We start from the raw sequence: 14,827 nt of genomic DNA, 5'->3' as shown, positions 1-14,827 counted from the left end.
GTCATGAGCGCCACCCGTGCCGGCATGTTCGTCGGCCTCATCCTGGGCGTGGCGGCCGCCGCCGGCGGCCTGCAGGGCTTCTTCATCGCCCTCGTGCTCGGGGTCCTGGGCTTCGTCGTGGGCCGCGTGCTCGACGGCGAGCTCGACGTCAACCAGTTCGTCGGGCGCGGCCGCGACCGATGAGCACCCCGACCGACGGTCCGGCGGCCCCGGGCACGACGCCGGACCAGGCGCGGGGTGACGCCCCCACCACCCCGGTGTCGCGCGCCGGGACGGTGCCCCTCACCGAGACGACGCGGGGCACGGACCCGGCGCCCGGCACCGCCGTGGCCCGCACCGGCTCTCCGGCCGGCTCTCCGGCCGGCGCCCTGGCCGACGACGAGGAGGCCGCGGAGCGCGGACGCCTGGACGTCGCGCTCTCCGTCGTCCGCAAGATCGCGGAGTACGCCGCGGACCACACCGCCGGGACCGTGCGCACGCAGCGCCGCCTGGCCGGCCTGGACCTCGGCGAGTCCGGCGCCAGCGCGAAGGTGTCCGGGTACGGCGAGCAGGTCGACCTGCGCCTGGAGGTGCCGCTGGCCTACCCGGCCCGCATCACCGAGAGCGCCGCCGCGGTGCGCGACCACGTCCGAGAGCGCGTGCAGGCCCTCACGCCCTACCGCGTCCGCTCGCTGGACATCGGCGTCTCCGCCCTCACCGACCCCGCCGCCCGGGCGACCCCCCGGGCCCCGACCTCCCGGACGGAGTGAGAAGTGCGCCTGCTCCTGCGCGTGCTCGCGCCGCTGCTCGGCCTCCTGCTGGCCGTCGTCGGCCTGGCGGTGGTGGTCGAGACGGTGACGCTCTGGGTCTCGCCGGCCTCCAGCCCGCTGATCGTGCCGTGGCCGACGTGGCTGACCGCCGCCGAGGGCCTGACCTGGCAGTCGGGCGGCGTCCGCGCCGCCGCGATCGTCATCGGCGTCATCGGCCTGTTCGTGCTGATCCTCGGGCTCGTCGCCCGCCGCCACGACGTCTTCCTGGCCGACCCGGTCCCCGAGGTCACGGTGACGACGTCGCCGCGCTCGATCGCCCGGGCCGTCGGCCACGAGGTGCGGGCCCACGACGAGGTCGTGTCGGCCTCCGTCGTGGCGTCGGCCAAGAAGGTCACCGTCAAGGCCGCCACCCTCGACCCCGCCGCGGAGGTGCGCGACACCGTGCGCGAGCTCGTCGAGACGACGCTGGCCCGCCTGCCGCTCGCCCGGCGCCCGCGCGTCGCGGTGTCGGTCACCACCACCAAGGGGGTCAAGTGAGCCGCCGCTCGCGTGCCGCCGTCGCCCGCTCGGCCGGCGGCGACCGCACCCTGACCACGGTCCTCGGCCTCGTGCTCGTCGCCGCGTCGGTGCTCGCCCTGCTGGTCGGCTTCGGGGTGTTCGGGAGCTTCCGCGCCCAGCGCCCGGTGATCGACCCGATGATCGTCGAGTGGGTGTCCACGCACGCCACCGCCGCCCGGTGGATCGCCATCGGCATCGGCGTCGTGCTCTTCCTGATCGGCCTGTGGTGGACGCTGCGCTCGCTGCGCCCCGAGCCGCGCCCGGACGTCTCGCTCTCCGAGCTGCCCGGTGAGCGCCTCACCGTCGAGCACGCCGCGATCTGCGACGCCGTCCGGCACGACGCCGAGCTCATCGACGGCGTGAGCCGCGCCCGCGCCCGCCTCGTCGGCACGCCGCAGAAGCCGGCGCTGCGCCTGTCCCTCACGCTCGTCGAGGGCACCGACGTCCGCGACGTGTGGGCCGACCTCGACGGCCGGGTGCTCGCCCGGGCCCGCGAGGCCTTCGCGGTGTCCGCCCTGCCCACGGCCGTGCGCCTCGAGCTCGACGCCACCTCGGCGCCGACACCGGCGCGGGTGCAGTAGCTCAGCGGGCCGTCAAGACTTCCGCGAGGTCGAACCGCACCGGGCGCTCGAGCTGCTCGAACGTGCACGACGCCGGGTCGCGGTCGGGGCGCCAGCGCTTGAACTGCGCGGTGTGGCGGAAGCGGACACCCTCCATGTGGTCGTACTTGACCTCCACCACACGCTCGGGGCGCAGCGGCACGAACGACAGGTCCTTCTGCGCGTTCCACCGGCTGTGCTCGGCCTCGCGCGGCGTGCGCGTGCCCTCCTCCTGGGCGGCCCACGCCCAGGGGTGGCCCTCGAAGGAGGTCACGAGCGGCTGGAGCTCGGCGAAGAGCTCGCGGCGCTTCGCCATGGGGAAGGCCCCGATCACGCCGATGCTCTGCAGCGACCCGTCCTCGGTGTGCAGCCCGAGCAGCAGCGAGCCGACGGCGTCGGGCCCCGACTTGTGCACCCGGTAGCCCGCGACGACGCAGTCGGCGGTGCGCTCGTGCTTGATCTTGCTCATGACCCGCTTGTCGGGCTGGTAGGTCAGATCGGCCTTCTTCGCGATCAGGCCGTCCAGGCCCGCGCCCTCGAAGCGCTCGAACCAGTCCCGGGCGGTGTCGATGTCCTCGGTCATCGGGGTGAGGTGCACGTCGGGGCGCTCGAGCCCGCCGACGACCTCCGCCAGGCGCTCGCGGCGCTCGGTGAAGGGCCGCCCGGTGAGGTCGTCGTCGCCGATCGCGAGCAGGTCAAACGCGACGAAGTGCGCCGGGGTCTCGACGGCCAGCTTGCGCACCCGCGAGGCGGCGGGGTGCACCCGCTGCAGCAGCGCCTCGAAGTCGAGCCCTGTCCCCTGGGCGTCGACGACGACGATCTCGCCGTCGATGACGCAGCGCGGCGGCAGCGCCGCGGTGAACGCCTCGACGAGCTCCGGGAAGTAGCGCGTCATCGGCTTCTCGTTGCGGCTGCCGATCTCGACCTCGTCGCCGTCACGGAAGATCACCGACCGGAAGCCGTCCCATTTCGGCTCGTACCGCTGCCCGGCGGGGATCTCCGCCACGGCCTTGGCCAGCATCGGGGACACGGGCGGCATGACGGGCAGGTCCACGAGGGCATCATGCCGCGCAGGTCGCCCCCTCACACCGGGCACCGCCCCCGGGGGTCAGACTCCCGGGGTCCGATCCGGAGATCAGATCGCGAGGAGCGCTGCGTGCCCCGTCCGACGACCCGGGCTGCCGTCGCTCGCGCGCCCAAGATCGTCCTCGTGGTGCTCGCCGCCGCCCTGCTGCTCGGGGCGTGCGCGGTGGGGCCGTCGCAGCGCCCGCCCGTCGCCACCCGGGTGGACGACCCGATGACGCCGGTGCCCGCCCCGGAGACCGCGCTGCCCGGACCGCCGCCGTCCCTGCTCCCCCCGCTGCTGCCCGCACCCGCGGCGCCCGCCGGGTTCACCGACTGCACCTCCGAGATCCGGAGCTCGATGGGCGCCGCCGCCCTCGGCGGGCGGGACCTGCGCTTCGGGTGCCAGAGCGTGCCGGTCGGCGGCCGCGGCGGGGGCTCGTCGCGCGCCGAGGTCGGCGTCCTGCAGGTGACGGTCGGTCCCGTGCCCCCGGGCGGGCCGGTCCCGGTCGCGGTGGTCGGCGACGCCGGCGGGCCGACCGGCTCCGAACGGGCCGTGCGGCTCGCCGCGACCGCGCCCGCCCCGATGCTCGCGGGGACCGCGTTCTACGGGGTGGACCTGCGCGGCACCGGCAACTCCGAGCCGGTCGACTGCATCACGCCCAGCACGCGCGAGGCCCTCGTCGACGCCGACCCGCTCGCCGCCGACCCGGTGTCCCTCGCCCCACTGCGCGAGGCCGCGACCACCGCGGCGCGCACCTGCACCCAGGTGCTCGAGAACGCCCTGACCGACTACCGCACCGGCGTCGACGCCGAGGACCTCGAGGAGGTCCGGATCACGCTCGGGGTCGACCGGCTGCACGTCGTCGGGGTCGGCGACGGCGCAGGCGTCCTCGCCACCTGGGCGCGCCGGTACCCGGCGTCGGTGGGCCGCACGGTGCTCGACGGCGTCGCCGACCCCACCACGACGTTCTCCCAGCGCGCCCGCGAGCGTGCCGCCGCCGCCCGCGAGGCGCTCACCGCGTTCGCCTCCGACTGCACCGCGCGACCGGACTGTCCGCTCGGACCGGACCCGGTGAGCGTCGTCAGCGGCATCCTCACGAACCTGCACGCGGCGCCCCTGACCGGCGCGGACGGCCGGCGCGTCACGGACGGCACGGTCACGCGGGCGCTGGTCACGGGCCTCGCGGAGCCGGCGCGGTGGCCCGGGCTCGCGACGGCAATCGCGGCGGCGGGTCAGGGCGATCCGGCGGGAATCCTCGGCCTGCTCGCGCCGCTCGAGGTCGACGGCGGTGGCTTCGACGCCGGCGTGCTGCTCACCTGCAACGACACCGTCGAGCGCCCGACGCCCGACCAGGTCGCCACGGACGCCGAACGGGCCCGCGCCGCCGACCCGCTCTTCGGGGCGTACTTCGCCCACGACGCCCTGCTGTGCGGGTCGTGGCCGGTGCCCACCGAGGCGCCCGAGGTGGGCCCCGCGACCGGTCCGCCGTCGTTGGTCGTCGGCACCCGCGGCGACCCGGTGACCCCGCTCGCGGGCTCGGAGCGGGTCACGACGCAGCTGGGCTCGGCCACGCTCGTCACCTGGCTCGGGGCCGGCCACGGCGCCTACCCGGCCACGCCCTGCATCCGCGACGCCGTGGGTGGCTACCTGCGCGACGGCGTCCTGCCCCAGGCGGGGACGGTCTGTCCCCCCTGAGAGGTTCGTGACCTTCCGGGCCGTGCACGGTTCACCTGCGTAACCTGCGCGTCGTGCAACTCCCCCGCCTCGTCGACGCCGCGCTGGACCGATTGGTGGTGCCTGGTTACTCCCGACTGGGGTACACCGTCCGGCGGGCGGGCTGGTCGACGCTGCCGACCGGGTGCCTCTCCGGGCGCACGATCCTCGTGACCGGTGCCGGCGGCGGCCTCGGCGCGGCCACGGTCCGCGGCCTCGTCGCCCTCGGCGCGCGCGTGGAGATGGTGGTGCGGAACCCCGAGCGGGGCGAGGAGACGGCCGCCGCGGTGCGCGCCGACCACCCCGGCGCCGCCGTCGACGTCGCCGCGTGCGACGTGTCCTCCCTGGCCGACGTCCGGCGCTACGCGGCGGAGGTGCGCGACCGCGAGGCCGCGGTGCACGGCCTCGTCCACAACGCCGGCGTCATGCCCCCCGAGCGCACCGAGACCGCCGAGGGCCACGAGACGGCGCTCGCGACGCACGTCCTCGGGCCCTTCCTGCTCACCCGCGAGCTGCGCCCCGTGCTGCGCGCCGGCGCGAGCCCCACCGCCCCGTCGCGGGTCGTGTTCGTCTCCTCCGGCGGGATGTACACCGCCGCCCTGCACATCGACGACCCGGAGTTCCGCCGGGGCACGTACTCCGGCGGCGCCGCCTACGCCCGCACCAAGCGGATGCAGGTGGTGCTCGCCGAGCTGCTCGCCGACGACCTGGCCGGTGACGGCACGGTCGTGCACAGCATGCACCCGGGCTGGGCCGACACCCCCGGCGTCGCGAGCTCCATGCCCGGCTTCCACCGCGTCACCGGTCCCCTGCTGCGCACCGAGGCCCAGGGCGCCGACACCGTCGTGTGGCTGCAGGCGGCCGCCGAGCCCGGACACAGCACCGGGGTGTTCTGGCACGACCGCGCCCCCCGTCCGACGCACTACCTGCCGCGCGGCGGCGAGAGCCCCCAGGCCCGGGCCGCGCTCTGGACGCTGTGCGTATCCCATGCAGCACACCGATAGGGCGACGGGTGTGGGCGTGAGCGAGCGGCCCACCTGGAAGCGCCGGGGTCTCGACGAGGTGCGCACCGAGGCGCCGGTGGCGGCGCCGCTGCTCACCCCGGAGCGCCGCGCCCTGCAGGACACCGCGCGGGCGTTCGCGATGGAGGAGGTCCTGCCGGTCGCCGACGAGCTCGACCCGCGCCGCGAGGACATCCCGCAGTCGCTGCTCGACCGGATGGGCGAGCTGGGGTTCTTCGGGATCCTCGTCGACGCCGAGCACGGCGGGCTGGGCCTCGGGGTGGTCGAGTACTGCCTGGTCTCCGAGGAGCTCGCCCGCGCCTGGATGAGCGTCGGCAGCATCATCGCCCGCGGCAACGGCACCGGCTGCGCCTCGCCCGATCCGGAGCGCCGCGCCGAGCTGTTGCGCGCCAGCGCCGCCGGCCGCTACATCGGGGCGATCGCCTTCTCCGAGCCGCACGCGGGGTCGGACCTCGCGGGCGTGGAGTGCACCGCGCGGCGCGACGGTGACGGCTGGGTCGTCGACGGCACGAAGCGCTGGGTGGGCCACGCCCTGTCCGCCGACTTCCTGCACCTGCTCGCCCGCACCCGCCCGCCGCGCGAGGGCGAGAGCCGCTCCGACGGGCTCGAGCTCTTCCTCGTCCCCAAGGAGCGCGGGAGCTTCCCCGACGGCGTGACCGGCACGCCCATCGACAAGATCGGCTACTTCGGCCTGACGACCTGGGAGCTGCAGCTCGACGGCCTGCGCCTGGCGGCCGACGCGCTGCAGGACACCGGCCAGGACGAGGGCCAGGGCTTCAAGGACAGCCTCCGGTGGCTGGGCACCGCGCGGGTGCAGACCGCGGCCCGGGCCGTGGGGCTGGCGCGCGGCGCCCTCGAGGACGCCGTGGCCTACAGCCGCCGCCGCGAGCAGTTCGGCCACCCGATCGCCGACCAGCAGGCGCTGCGGCACAAGCTCGCCGACATGGCCGCGGCCGTCGACGCCGCCCGGACGCTGTGGTGCCAGGCCGCGTGGCTGCTCGACGAGGGCGCGCCCGGAGGTGACGTGGCGGCGTCGTCGGCCAAGCTGTTCGCCTCGGAGACCGCGGAACGCGTCACGAGCGACGCCCTGCAGATCTTCGGCGGCAACGGCTACACCACCGAGCACTCCGTCGAGCGCTACTGGCGCGACGCGCGCCTCACGACCATCTTCGAGGGCACCTCGGAGATCCAGCGGAAGATCATCTCGGACGCGCTCCTGAAGCCCTGAGCCCGGATGGGCGCGATCCGTACGCCCGGATGCCGAGCGTGTGTTTCCCCCGGTCGGCGTCCCGGAGCCGGGCATTCCCGACCGTTCACCCGCCGATCGCGCGGCACGCACCGCTCGCGAGATCGACGGTCGACCTCGGAGTGATCGGCCCGTCACGGTGGGCATGCCGAGCCGCGATGACACGTGGTGATCGAACGGTTGCCTGCGGTTCGCAGGAGACGACTCGGGCGGGGGACGCGAGATGACGGATGCGGTGGAGTTCGCGCGGGTGGTGCATCCCGCGCGGGCCGACGAGGCACAACGGATGCGCCACGAGGCACGGGACTGGCTGGCCGGCCTGGACCTGGAGCAGGAGGCCCGGGAACGGGTGCTGACCGCGGTGTCGGAGGCCGTGGAGAACGCCGTCGAGCACGCCTACCCGGAGGACGCCGAGGGCACCGTCGAGCTGACGCTGTGGGCCGAGGCCGACGCGGTGAACGTCCGGGTGACCGACAACGGGCACTGGTCCGAGGGATCCGTGCCCGCGGAGCCGGGATCGCACGCGACGCGGGGACGCGGCTTCGTGCTCATGCACCGCAGCGTCGACAGCGTGGCGATCCGGCACACGGCGGCGGGGACGACGGTGGCCCTGCGCCAGGAGCGCGAGCCGCACCCGTAGATGTCGTCAGGGCCGGACGCCCTCAGGACCGGCCCTCGTCAGGGCCGGCCGCCGGTCAGGCCGGCCAGCACCTGGTCGAAGAAGCCGAGCAGCTCCTCGCGCAGCGCCGCGTGCTGCTCGGGTGGCGCCTGGCCGAGCAGCTGGCCGGCGCTGGAGAGCATCCCGAGCACGACCGCCGGGTAGGACGCCCCCGGCGCGCGGGCCAGGTGACCCTCGCGCGCGAGCCCGTCGAGCACCCGCGCGATCAGCGCGTAGGCGTAGTCCCGCTCGCACTCCTGCCAGCGCTGCCACCCGAGCGCCAGCGGCCCGTCGCGGAAGACGATCGGGCCGTACGTGGGCTCGGTGCAGGCCTCGAGGAACGTCGTGAGCGCGGCGCGGGCGCCGGTGAGCTGGTCGGGCGCGCCGTCGAGGGCCGCGCCCAGCCGCTCGTGCACCGCCGTCTCCTGGGCCGAGAACACGGCCTCGAAGAGCGCCGCCTTGCCCGCGAAGTGGTGGTACACCGCGCCCTTGGTCATGCCAGCCACGGCGGCGACGTCGTCGATCGACGTCTCGGCGAAGCCCCGGGCGGCGAAGAGCTCGGTGGCCGCCTCGACCAGTCCCGCCCGCGTCGCAGCCGTCGCCTCCGCGCGGGGTGAGGTCGGGCGGGGCACCTGCGCAGGGTACGGATCGCGGGCCGTCCGGCCTACGGTGCTCGGGTGAGCGGTGACGCTGTGGAACAGGACGGGACGGCGCCCGTCCTGCGCGTGCTCGGCCGGGTCTCCTCGACCCTCACCGACCGCCGCGAGGCCCCGTGCCAGGGCGACGAGGGCGGCCCCGAGGCCTTCGTGCGGTTCGCGCCCGACCTCGTGCCGGCGCTGCGCGACCTCGTCGTCGGCCAGGAGATCCTGCTGATCACCTGGCTGGACCGCGCCGACCGGGACGTGCTCGCCGTGCACCCGCGCAGCGACCCCTCCCTCCCCGTGACCGGGGTGTTCGCCACCCGCTCCCCCGACCGCCCGAACCCCCTCGGGCTGCACCACGTCCGCGTCCTCGCGGTCGACGGGGACGTGCTGCGGGTGTCCGACCTGGAGGCGATCGACGGCACGCCGGTGGTGGACGTGAAGCCGGTGCTCGGTCCGGTGGGCGACCGGTGCCACAACCCGGGTGCGGGCCCCTCGGACCAGATCTGATCGGCTAGAGCAGCACGTCGTCGACGTGCACCTGCACCGCGACGGGCTCGAGGCCGGTGACGGCGCGGATGCCGTCGGCCACGACGGCCCGGATGCGCGTCCCGAGCGCCTCGAGGTCCTGCCCGTAGTCGGCGGCGAGCGTGATCGCGACGACCGTGGAGCCGCCGACGACGCCCGCCGTCACCTCCGGCCCGGGCCCGTCGATCACGCTCGTCTCCGGACCCTCGCCGGCGGCGACGAGGCGGCTCAGCGCCACGCGCACACCCGGGACCCGGGAGGCGAGGTGGCGCGCCAGGGCCACGACGACCCGCGCGCTGACCCGCGTGCGGCCGCGGTCGCTCTCGATGCGGCCGAACTCGGGGTCGGCCGCGACGCCGCGGATGCTGCGCAGCGCCTCGTCGAGCAGGCCCTCGGGGGCGCGCGGGCGGTGGTCGGACACCGCGCGCACCGGGGCCCAGAGCCGGTCGAACTCGGCGAGCGCCGCCTGGCAGTGCGGGCAGGTGCGTTGGTGGGCGTCGCGCTGGTCGCCCGCGCCGTCGGCGACCTGCGCGACGAGGGCGTCGGTGTCCCGTCCGCAGGGCAGACGGCCCGAGGCCGGCATCGTGGCACCGGTGGGGGTGCGCTCCTGGGTCATGTCCAGTCCTTCATCTCGGACATCAGCGTCGCGCGGGCACGGGCGAGCCGCCCCCGGACGGTGGCCTCGGTCGTCTTCGTCACCGTCGCGGCCTCCCGGTAGGACAGCCCCTCCAGCTGGACGAGCACGAGCGGTACGCGCTGGTCCTCGGGCAGGGTGGCGATCGCCCGGAGCCCGGCCTGCAGTTCCTCACCGGCCAGGACCTGTCGCTCGGGGCCCGGCACCGAGGGGTGGTCGGCGGCGTGGTCGGCATCCGGGAGCTCCTGGTGGGGCCGCTGGCCACGGCGGTGGTTCAGGCACCGGTTGACGACGACGCGGTAGAGCCAGGTGGTGAAGGCGGCGCCGCCGGTGAAGCCCGACAGGGCCGTCCAGAGCTGGATGACGACGTCCTGGGCGACGTCGTCGGCGTCGGCGGAGCTGCCGAGCATGCGCAGCGCGATCCGGTAGATCCGGTCGCGGTGCCGGCGGACGAGCTCCTCGTAGGCGCCCCGGTCGCCGGCCCGGACCTTGCCGATGAGCCAGCGGTCGGCCTCGTCGTCCAGACCCGGCGACCGCCCCTCGTCCGGGCCGGAACGTCGGCCCGGGGTGCTCACCGGGGAAGCCTCTCACGATCGGCCGTGCACGACCGGAGATCGTCGCCCGGGCGGGTGAGGGGACGGTGGTCGTGCGACCGGCTCGCCGCACTCGCCGCACGATCCGGCGCTGCGGTGCGACGATCGGCCGGTGGCGCCGCACACCGATCCCGTCCGGGCCGTGGACGTCCACGCGTGGGCGGCGTGGCTCGACGACGCCCACCGGGCCGGCGAGCTGCTCGACGCCCCGTCCCCCGACGAGCTGGACCTGCCGACCGCCTACGCGGTCCAGCGCGCGCTGACCGGCCTCCGGGAGGGCCGTGGCGCGCGGCGGATCGGGTGGAAGCTCGGCTACACGTCGTCGGTGATGCGCGAGCAGATGGGCGTGGACTCCCCCAACCTCGGCCCGCTCCTGGACTCGATGGTCGTCCCGCCCGGGACGGCGGTGCCGCCCGACCTCGTCCAGCCGCGCGTGGAGCCCGAGATCGGGATCGTCATCGGTGCCGACGGCCGCCCGGCCGGCGCACGGGCGGTGCTCGAGGTCGTCGACTCCGTGTGGCGCGACTACCGTTTCACCCTCGCGACCAACACCGCTGACGGCTCCTCGGCCGCGGGGGTCGTCGTCGGGGACCTCCTGGACGGTGAATCCGACACCGACCTCGCCGCGATGCCCGTCGAGCTGTGGCGGGACGGGACGCTCGAGGCGACCGGCCGCGGGGACGCGGCGATGGGGCACCCGCACACCGCGGTCGCCTGGCTGGCGGGCCGGCTCGCCGCGCGCGGCGAGGCGCTGGAGGAGGGCGATCTGGTGATCACGGGCGGACTGACCCGCGCGGTCCCGCTGGCCCCGGGCGGCATCGTGGAGGCGCGCTTCCCGGGGACGAGCCTGGCGGTGCGACGGTGACCGGCTACCCCGGCCCGGCGGTGGACGTCGGCCACGTCGAGCCGTGCCCGCGACGGGTGCGGGCGCGGCTGGACGGGCAGGTCGTCGTCGACACCCTCGAGGCGCACTACGTCTGGGAGCACCCCTGGTACCCGCGGTGGCTCGTGCCGGCCGCGGACGTCGCCCCGGCGGCGCTCGCGGCGGACCCGGAGCACCGGGAGGTCGACGGGATGCTGGCGCTGACCTGGTCGGCGTTCGACGCGTGGTTCGAGGAGGACGAGGAGGTCCACGTCCACCCGCGCAACCCGTACGCGCGCGTGGACGCGCTGCGCTCCCGGCGGCGGGTGCGGGTGGAGCTCGACGGCGTGCTGCTCGCCGAGTCGGACGCGCCGGTGCTGCTCTTCGAGACCGCGCTGCCGACCCGCGCCTACCTCGACCCGATGGCCGTGGACATGACGCGTCTCGAGTTCTCGCCGACCTCGACCGCCTGCCCGTACAAGGGCGTGACCAGCCGGTACTGGTCGGTGCGCACCCCCGTCGGCCGGTACGACGACCTCGCCTGGTCCTACGACCACCCCGCGGCCGCCGTCGCCCGGATCGCGGGCCTGATCGCGTTCTACGACGAGCGGGTCGACGTCAGCGTCGACGGCGTCGCGCAGGAGCGGCCGCGCACGCACTTCGCCTGAGGTCCCGCCTCGGTCACACCTGGGCTGCCCGCGCCAGGAGCCAGGCGGCGATCTCCTCCCCCGCCGCCAGCCCGACGCCGCGCGTCACGGCGACGTGCGGGGCGTGCCAGCCCGCGCCGTGCAGGGCCCCGTCGGCGGGCTGGACGCCGGCGTCCGCGGCGAGGAGCAGCTCCGCGTCGAGGGGCGAGTCGCCGGCGGCCAGCAGTCGCGCGGCCGCCACCCGCTCCCCGACCTCGGCCACCGCGACGCTCTTGTCCAGGCCTGCTGGCAGGAGGTGGACCTTCGCGCCGTGGGTCGCGACCCGCCACCCCCGCGCGCCGCAGTCCGCGGCGAGCTCGTCGAGCCAGCCCGCGTCCGGGTCGGCGACGCGGGCGACGAGCAGGACGTCGTCGGCGTCGCGCACCGGTCCCGTCGTCGCGGGGTCGAGGCGCGCGAGGTGGCGGGCGAACAGATCGGCGGCCTCGGCGACGGGCGCACCGTCGGCGAGCAGGTGCCGGACCCGCGCCTCCCACTCCGGGTCGGGCGCACCGTCGACCAGCAGCACACCGCCGCTCGCGCAGGCCGCGTAGCGCGGGGTGGTCCCGACCGCCGACCCGAGGCCGAGGCGCCGGAACTCGGCGACCGAACGTGTGGTGGCGGGGACCCACGTCGCGCGGCGGGCGAGCTCGCCCAGCGTCGCGGCGGTCCGGCGGGTGAGCATCGCGGTCGGCACGCCCCGCCGGCCTTCGAGGCACAGGACGTCGCCCGGCACGTCGGGCCCGGCCGCGCGGGCCGAGTGCACGAGGGTGCGGTCGAGGTCGGTGGCGACGAGCGTGCTCACCCCGCCCGCCACGGCCGCAGGACGCCGACACAGCGGTAGGGCGAGCGGAGGTCGTCGACCGGGTCGGGCAGGGGACGGATCGGGACGGCGCGCTCGGCGCACAGGTGGCGCACGGGGTCGAGGTCCGGCCCGGCGTCCGGAGCGAGGTGGACCGCTCCGGGGTCGCGACGCAGCAGCGCCCGGGTCGTCTCGCCGATGCCGGGACGGAGCCGGCGCGGGTCGGTCACCCCGAGGTCGACGGCGAGCGCGGCCAGGTACCGGGGTCCCCGGCCGTCTGTGCCCGGGTCGGAGGGCAGGGTCGCGGCGGGGGGCCGCCCGGTCGGGAAGTGCGCGCTCACGGCGTCGAGGAAGGTCGCGGTCCGGTCGACGCCGGCGAGCCCGGGGTAGGACTTGGCGCCCTGGTAGCTGCCGGGCGGCAGCAGGTCCGGGCGGTCGACCGTGCGCGAGACGAGGCCGCCGACCGTCGCGTTGAGGCACGCCTGCGGCACCAGGAGATCGTCGCGAGAGCCGAACAGCGTGGCCCGGTGGGCGGGGTCGGCGAGGACCGCGACGGTCGGGTCGACGACGACGCCGGTCTCCCGGGCGTAGCGGGCGAGGTCGGCGGCCACCTCGTCGACGATGCCGCCCGCGCCGGTCCAGGCGTCGACGAGGACGAGCGCGGCCGGGTCGTGCGCCGCGACGAGTGCGTCGAGGGCCGCGCGGTCGAGGCCCCGCCCGCGCAGCACGCTCATCGCGTAGTGCGGCAGCACGACGCCCCGGACCCGCGCGGCCCACCGGCGCACCAGCACCCCGACCGGCGTGCCCGCCCGCGCCAGCGACACCAGCACCGCCCCACGCCCGCGGAGCGCGAGCACGCGGTCGGCGAGGACACCGACGGCCTCGGCCACCGGTGCGGCGGACCGCTCGAGCGCCCGGGCGACCACCCGCTCGTACGCCGGGGCGGGCGCGGGCTCCTGCGGCAGGCTCTCCGAGTAGTGGAGCCGGCCGCTGCCGAGCGCCGCCTCCCGCTCGGCCGTCGGCGTCTCGAGGGCGACCGCCGACAGGTCGCTGAGCAGCCAGCCCACCTCGTCACGGGCGAACGAGCCGAACTCCGGGCCGCGGCGCGCGGAGGCCGCGCGCGGGCGGACCGGTGGTCCTCCCGGCCCGGGGCCCCGGCACGGCACCACGGCCTCGACGATGCGCGTCGTCACCGCGCCGAGGCGGGACAGCAGGCCGTCGGGACGACGCAGCACCGGCGTCCGGGCGGCGGCGTCGACCACGAGGACGACGGCGTCGTAGCGCCCCCGCCCGGGGGCGCCGAGCCCGTAGACGTAGCGCTCCGGCGCGTGTCCGAGCGCGACGTCGTGGGCGGCGAACGCGAGGCCGGAGCGCACCGGGTAGCCGGGGACGTCGTGGGCCACGAGCGGCGAGCGGGTGGTCACGCCGAGGTGGACGTCCACGCCGTCCGCCGCCAGGGCCTCGGCGAGGCGCAGGGGCAGGTAGTGGAGCTCCTCGCAGCCCAGGACGAGCACGCGGCCGGGGCGGGGGCCGAGGGCGTCGGCGAGGGTGGCGGCGGCTCCGGGGACCGCGCGTTCCAGCGCGGCTCGTCCGTCGCGGTCGAGCCCGTGTCGCGCGCCCTCGGCCGCGCCGTCGAGCGGGAGGTGCACGGTCACCGTCTCGGCCCGCCCCTCCGGCCGGGCGATGCCGTCCTCCCAGGTGCGGAGCAGGCGGGCGGCGCGGTCGAGGACGTCGGCCGGCAGGTCGAGCCGGGACCGCGCGGAGGCGACGACGTCGATCCGCACGCCGAGCTCGTGGGCGACCCGCTCGACGGCGTCGTCGGAGTGCGCGCGCAGATCGGCCAGGGTGGCGACGAGGTAGCGCCGGCGCGGGAGCAGGCGGTGCAGGAGGCGCAGGGTCGTCGCGGCGGTCCGGCCCGTGGTCAGCTCGTCGTCGACGAGGACCAGCGGTCGGTCGGGGGTCCAGCGCCCCGGGTCGTCGGGCACGAGCACGTGCTGCGGCGCGTGGCTGTGCTGCTCGTCGAGGGCGACGAGCACGGACGCTCCCGCGACGACCCGCCGCGTCGTGTGCACGACGTGGTCGGCGTCCAGCCCGTCGGCGACGAGGTGGGCCAGGGCGGTGGCGTTCTCGGCGTACCCGAGCACGACGGGTGCGCCCCCCGCAGGCGTCGCGGTCTCCGCGAGACATCGCCGGATCGTGTCGGCGAGGTCGTCGCCCGCGGCCCGCGTCCGCCGTGGTTCGGTGGGGAGATGCTTGCCGAGCACCCGGGACACGGGCAGGTGGGCCCGCCGCGGGTTGCGGCGCAGGGCGAGCCCGACCACGTCCTGCACCGGCACGGCCCCCTCGTCGGGTCCGAGCACGAGACCGAGGGCGTCGCGGACGACCTCGCCGGGCCACACGTGATCAGGCACGAGTCCCCGTGATGCCAGACCTCGCGCGAGAAAGCCACACCCGTGTCCCCCGGACGGTCAGG

At 76.4% G+C, this 14,827-nt stretch carries 17 protein-coding genes; 11 read left to right on the top strand and 6 right to left on the bottom strand.

All coding sequences use genetic code 11. The features are described 5' to 3' along the window. Window positions 1-3 precede the first annotated feature (3 nt). Genes PH191_RS23270 through PH191_RS23255 form a run of 4 tightly spaced genes read left to right on the top strand, consistent with a single transcriptional unit; the run spans window position 4 to window position 1,888 of the window. The gene (locus PH191_RS23270; protein ID WP_274197018.1) at window positions 4-183 is read left to right on the top strand and encodes a hypothetical protein; all 180 of its coding nucleotides are present in this window, start codon (window positions 4-6) and stop codon (window positions 181-183) included. Then, on the top strand, window positions 180-749 hold the full coding sequence (locus tag PH191_RS23265; protein WP_337994090.1) for an Asp23/Gls24 family envelope stress response protein: 570 nt from the start codon (window positions 180-182) through the stop codon (window positions 747-749). The genes PH191_RS23270 and PH191_RS23265 overlap by 4 nt, the downstream gene beginning before the upstream one ends. A 3-nt stretch (window positions 750-752) precedes the next feature. Then, window positions 753-1,286 carry a DUF6286 domain-containing protein gene (locus PH191_RS23260; protein WP_274197017.1) on the top strand — a complete coding sequence of 178 codons (534 nt, stop codon included), beginning with the start codon at window positions 753-755 and terminating at the stop codon, window positions 1,284-1,286. Further along, a complete protein-coding gene (locus PH191_RS23255) occupies window positions 1,283-1,888 on the top strand; it encodes an Asp23/Gls24 family envelope stress response protein (RefSeq protein ID WP_274197016.1) in 606 nt (201 codons plus the stop codon). The genes PH191_RS23260 and PH191_RS23255 overlap by 4 nt, the downstream gene beginning before the upstream one ends. A gap of 1 nt (window position 1,889) precedes the next feature. Here PH191_RS23255 and PH191_RS23250 read toward each other — a convergent pair whose 3' ends face one another. Continuing rightward, on the bottom strand, window positions 1,890-2,960 hold the full coding sequence (locus tag PH191_RS23250) for an ATP-dependent DNA ligase (protein WP_274197015.1): 1,071 nt from the start codon (window positions 2,958-2,960) through the stop codon (window positions 1,890-1,892). Window positions 2,961-3,062: 102 nt separating this feature from the next. Here PH191_RS23250 and PH191_RS23245 point away from each other — a divergent pair, with 102 nt between their 5' ends. From PH191_RS23245 to PH191_RS23230, 4 genes are all read left to right on the top strand, one after another. Next, window positions 3,063-4,667, top strand: coding sequence for an alpha/beta hydrolase (locus tag PH191_RS23245; protein ID WP_274197014.1), 1,605 nt, complete (start codon window positions 3,063-3,065; stop codon window positions 4,665-4,667). Between the two features lie 53 nt (window positions 4,668-4,720). Then, window positions 4,721-5,689, top strand: a complete 969-nt coding sequence (locus PH191_RS23240; protein WP_274197013.1) for an SDR family NAD(P)-dependent oxidoreductase — start codon at window positions 4,721-4,723, stop codon at window positions 5,687-5,689. A 16-nt stretch (window positions 5,690-5,705) separates the two neighbouring features. After that, window positions 5,706-6,935, top strand: coding sequence for an acyl-CoA dehydrogenase family protein (locus tag PH191_RS23235; RefSeq protein WP_274197012.1), 1,230 nt, complete (start codon window positions 5,706-5,708; stop codon window positions 6,933-6,935). Between the two features lie 241 nt (window positions 6,936-7,176). Continuing rightward, complete coding sequence (locus tag PH191_RS23230) at window positions 7,177-7,593, top strand: ATP-binding protein (RefSeq protein WP_274197011.1); 417 nt, start codon at window positions 7,177-7,179, stop codon at window positions 7,591-7,593. Between the two features lie 38 nt (window positions 7,594-7,631). Here PH191_RS23230 and PH191_RS23225 read toward each other — a convergent pair whose 3' ends face one another. Then, a complete protein-coding gene (locus PH191_RS23225; protein ID WP_274197010.1) occupies window positions 7,632-8,243 on the bottom strand; it encodes a TetR/AcrR family transcriptional regulator in 612 nt (203 codons plus the stop codon). Between the two features lie 45 nt (window positions 8,244-8,288). On the opposite strand from PH191_RS23225, the gene tsaA reads away from it, so the two are divergent. Continuing rightward, window positions 8,289-8,762, top strand: a complete 474-nt coding sequence (gene tsaA, locus PH191_RS23220) for a tRNA (N6-threonylcarbamoyladenosine(37)-N6)-methyltransferase TrmO (RefSeq protein WP_274197009.1) — start codon at window positions 8,289-8,291, stop codon at window positions 8,760-8,762. Window positions 8,763-8,766: 4 nt separating this feature from the next. On the opposite strand, the gene PH191_RS23215 is transcribed toward tsaA, so the two are convergent. Both PH191_RS23215 and PH191_RS23210 read right to left on the bottom strand, forming a co-directional pair. Then, complete coding sequence (locus PH191_RS23215) at window positions 8,767-9,396, bottom strand: Asp23/Gls24 family envelope stress response protein (RefSeq protein ID WP_274197008.1); 630 nt, start codon at window positions 9,394-9,396, stop codon at window positions 8,767-8,769. Then, the gene (locus PH191_RS23210; RefSeq protein ID WP_274197007.1) at window positions 9,393-9,989 is read right to left on the bottom strand and encodes an RNA polymerase sigma factor; all 597 of its coding nucleotides are present in this window, start codon (window positions 9,987-9,989) and stop codon (window positions 9,393-9,395) included. The genes PH191_RS23215 and PH191_RS23210 overlap by 4 nt, the downstream gene beginning before the upstream one ends. Before the next feature lie 130 nt (window positions 9,990-10,119). Here PH191_RS23210 and PH191_RS23205 point away from each other — a divergent pair, with 130 nt between their 5' ends. Both PH191_RS23205 and PH191_RS23200 read left to right on the top strand, forming a co-directional pair. Continuing rightward, entirely contained in the window at window positions 10,120-10,872 is a 753-nt protein-coding gene (locus PH191_RS23205; RefSeq protein ID WP_274197006.1) for a 2-keto-4-pentenoate hydratase, read from the top strand. After that, window positions 10,869-11,537: a DUF427 domain-containing protein gene (locus PH191_RS23200; RefSeq protein ID WP_274197005.1), complete on the top strand. Its 669-nt coding sequence runs from the start codon at window positions 10,869-10,871 to the stop codon at window positions 11,535-11,537. Before PH191_RS23205 ends, PH191_RS23200 begins: the two co-directional genes overlap by 4 nt. Window positions 11,538-11,550: 13 nt before the next feature. On the opposite strand, the gene PH191_RS23195 is transcribed toward PH191_RS23200, so the two are convergent. Together PH191_RS23195 and PH191_RS23190 are read right to left on the bottom strand one after the other, a co-directional pair. Continuing rightward, window positions 11,551-12,357 carry an HAD family hydrolase gene (locus tag PH191_RS23195; RefSeq protein ID WP_274197004.1) on the bottom strand — a complete coding sequence of 269 codons (807 nt, stop codon included), beginning with the start codon at window positions 12,355-12,357 and terminating at the stop codon, window positions 11,551-11,553. Then, entirely contained in the window at window positions 12,354-14,765 is a 2,412-nt protein-coding gene (locus PH191_RS23190; RefSeq protein WP_274197003.1) for a phosphoribosyltransferase domain-containing protein, read from the bottom strand. Before PH191_RS23190 ends, PH191_RS23195 begins: the two co-directional genes overlap by 4 nt. Between the last annotated feature and the right edge of the window lie 62 nt (window positions 14,766-14,827).

The organism is Actinomycetospora callitridis (genome assembly GCF_028737265.1).
Classification (GTDB): Bacteria; Actinomycetota; Actinomycetes; order Mycobacteriales; family Pseudonocardiaceae; genus Actinomycetospora; species Actinomycetospora callitridis.
The sequence above is the reverse complement of the archived record's forward strand: the minus strand, read 5'-3'. Positions and strand labels throughout refer to the sequence as shown.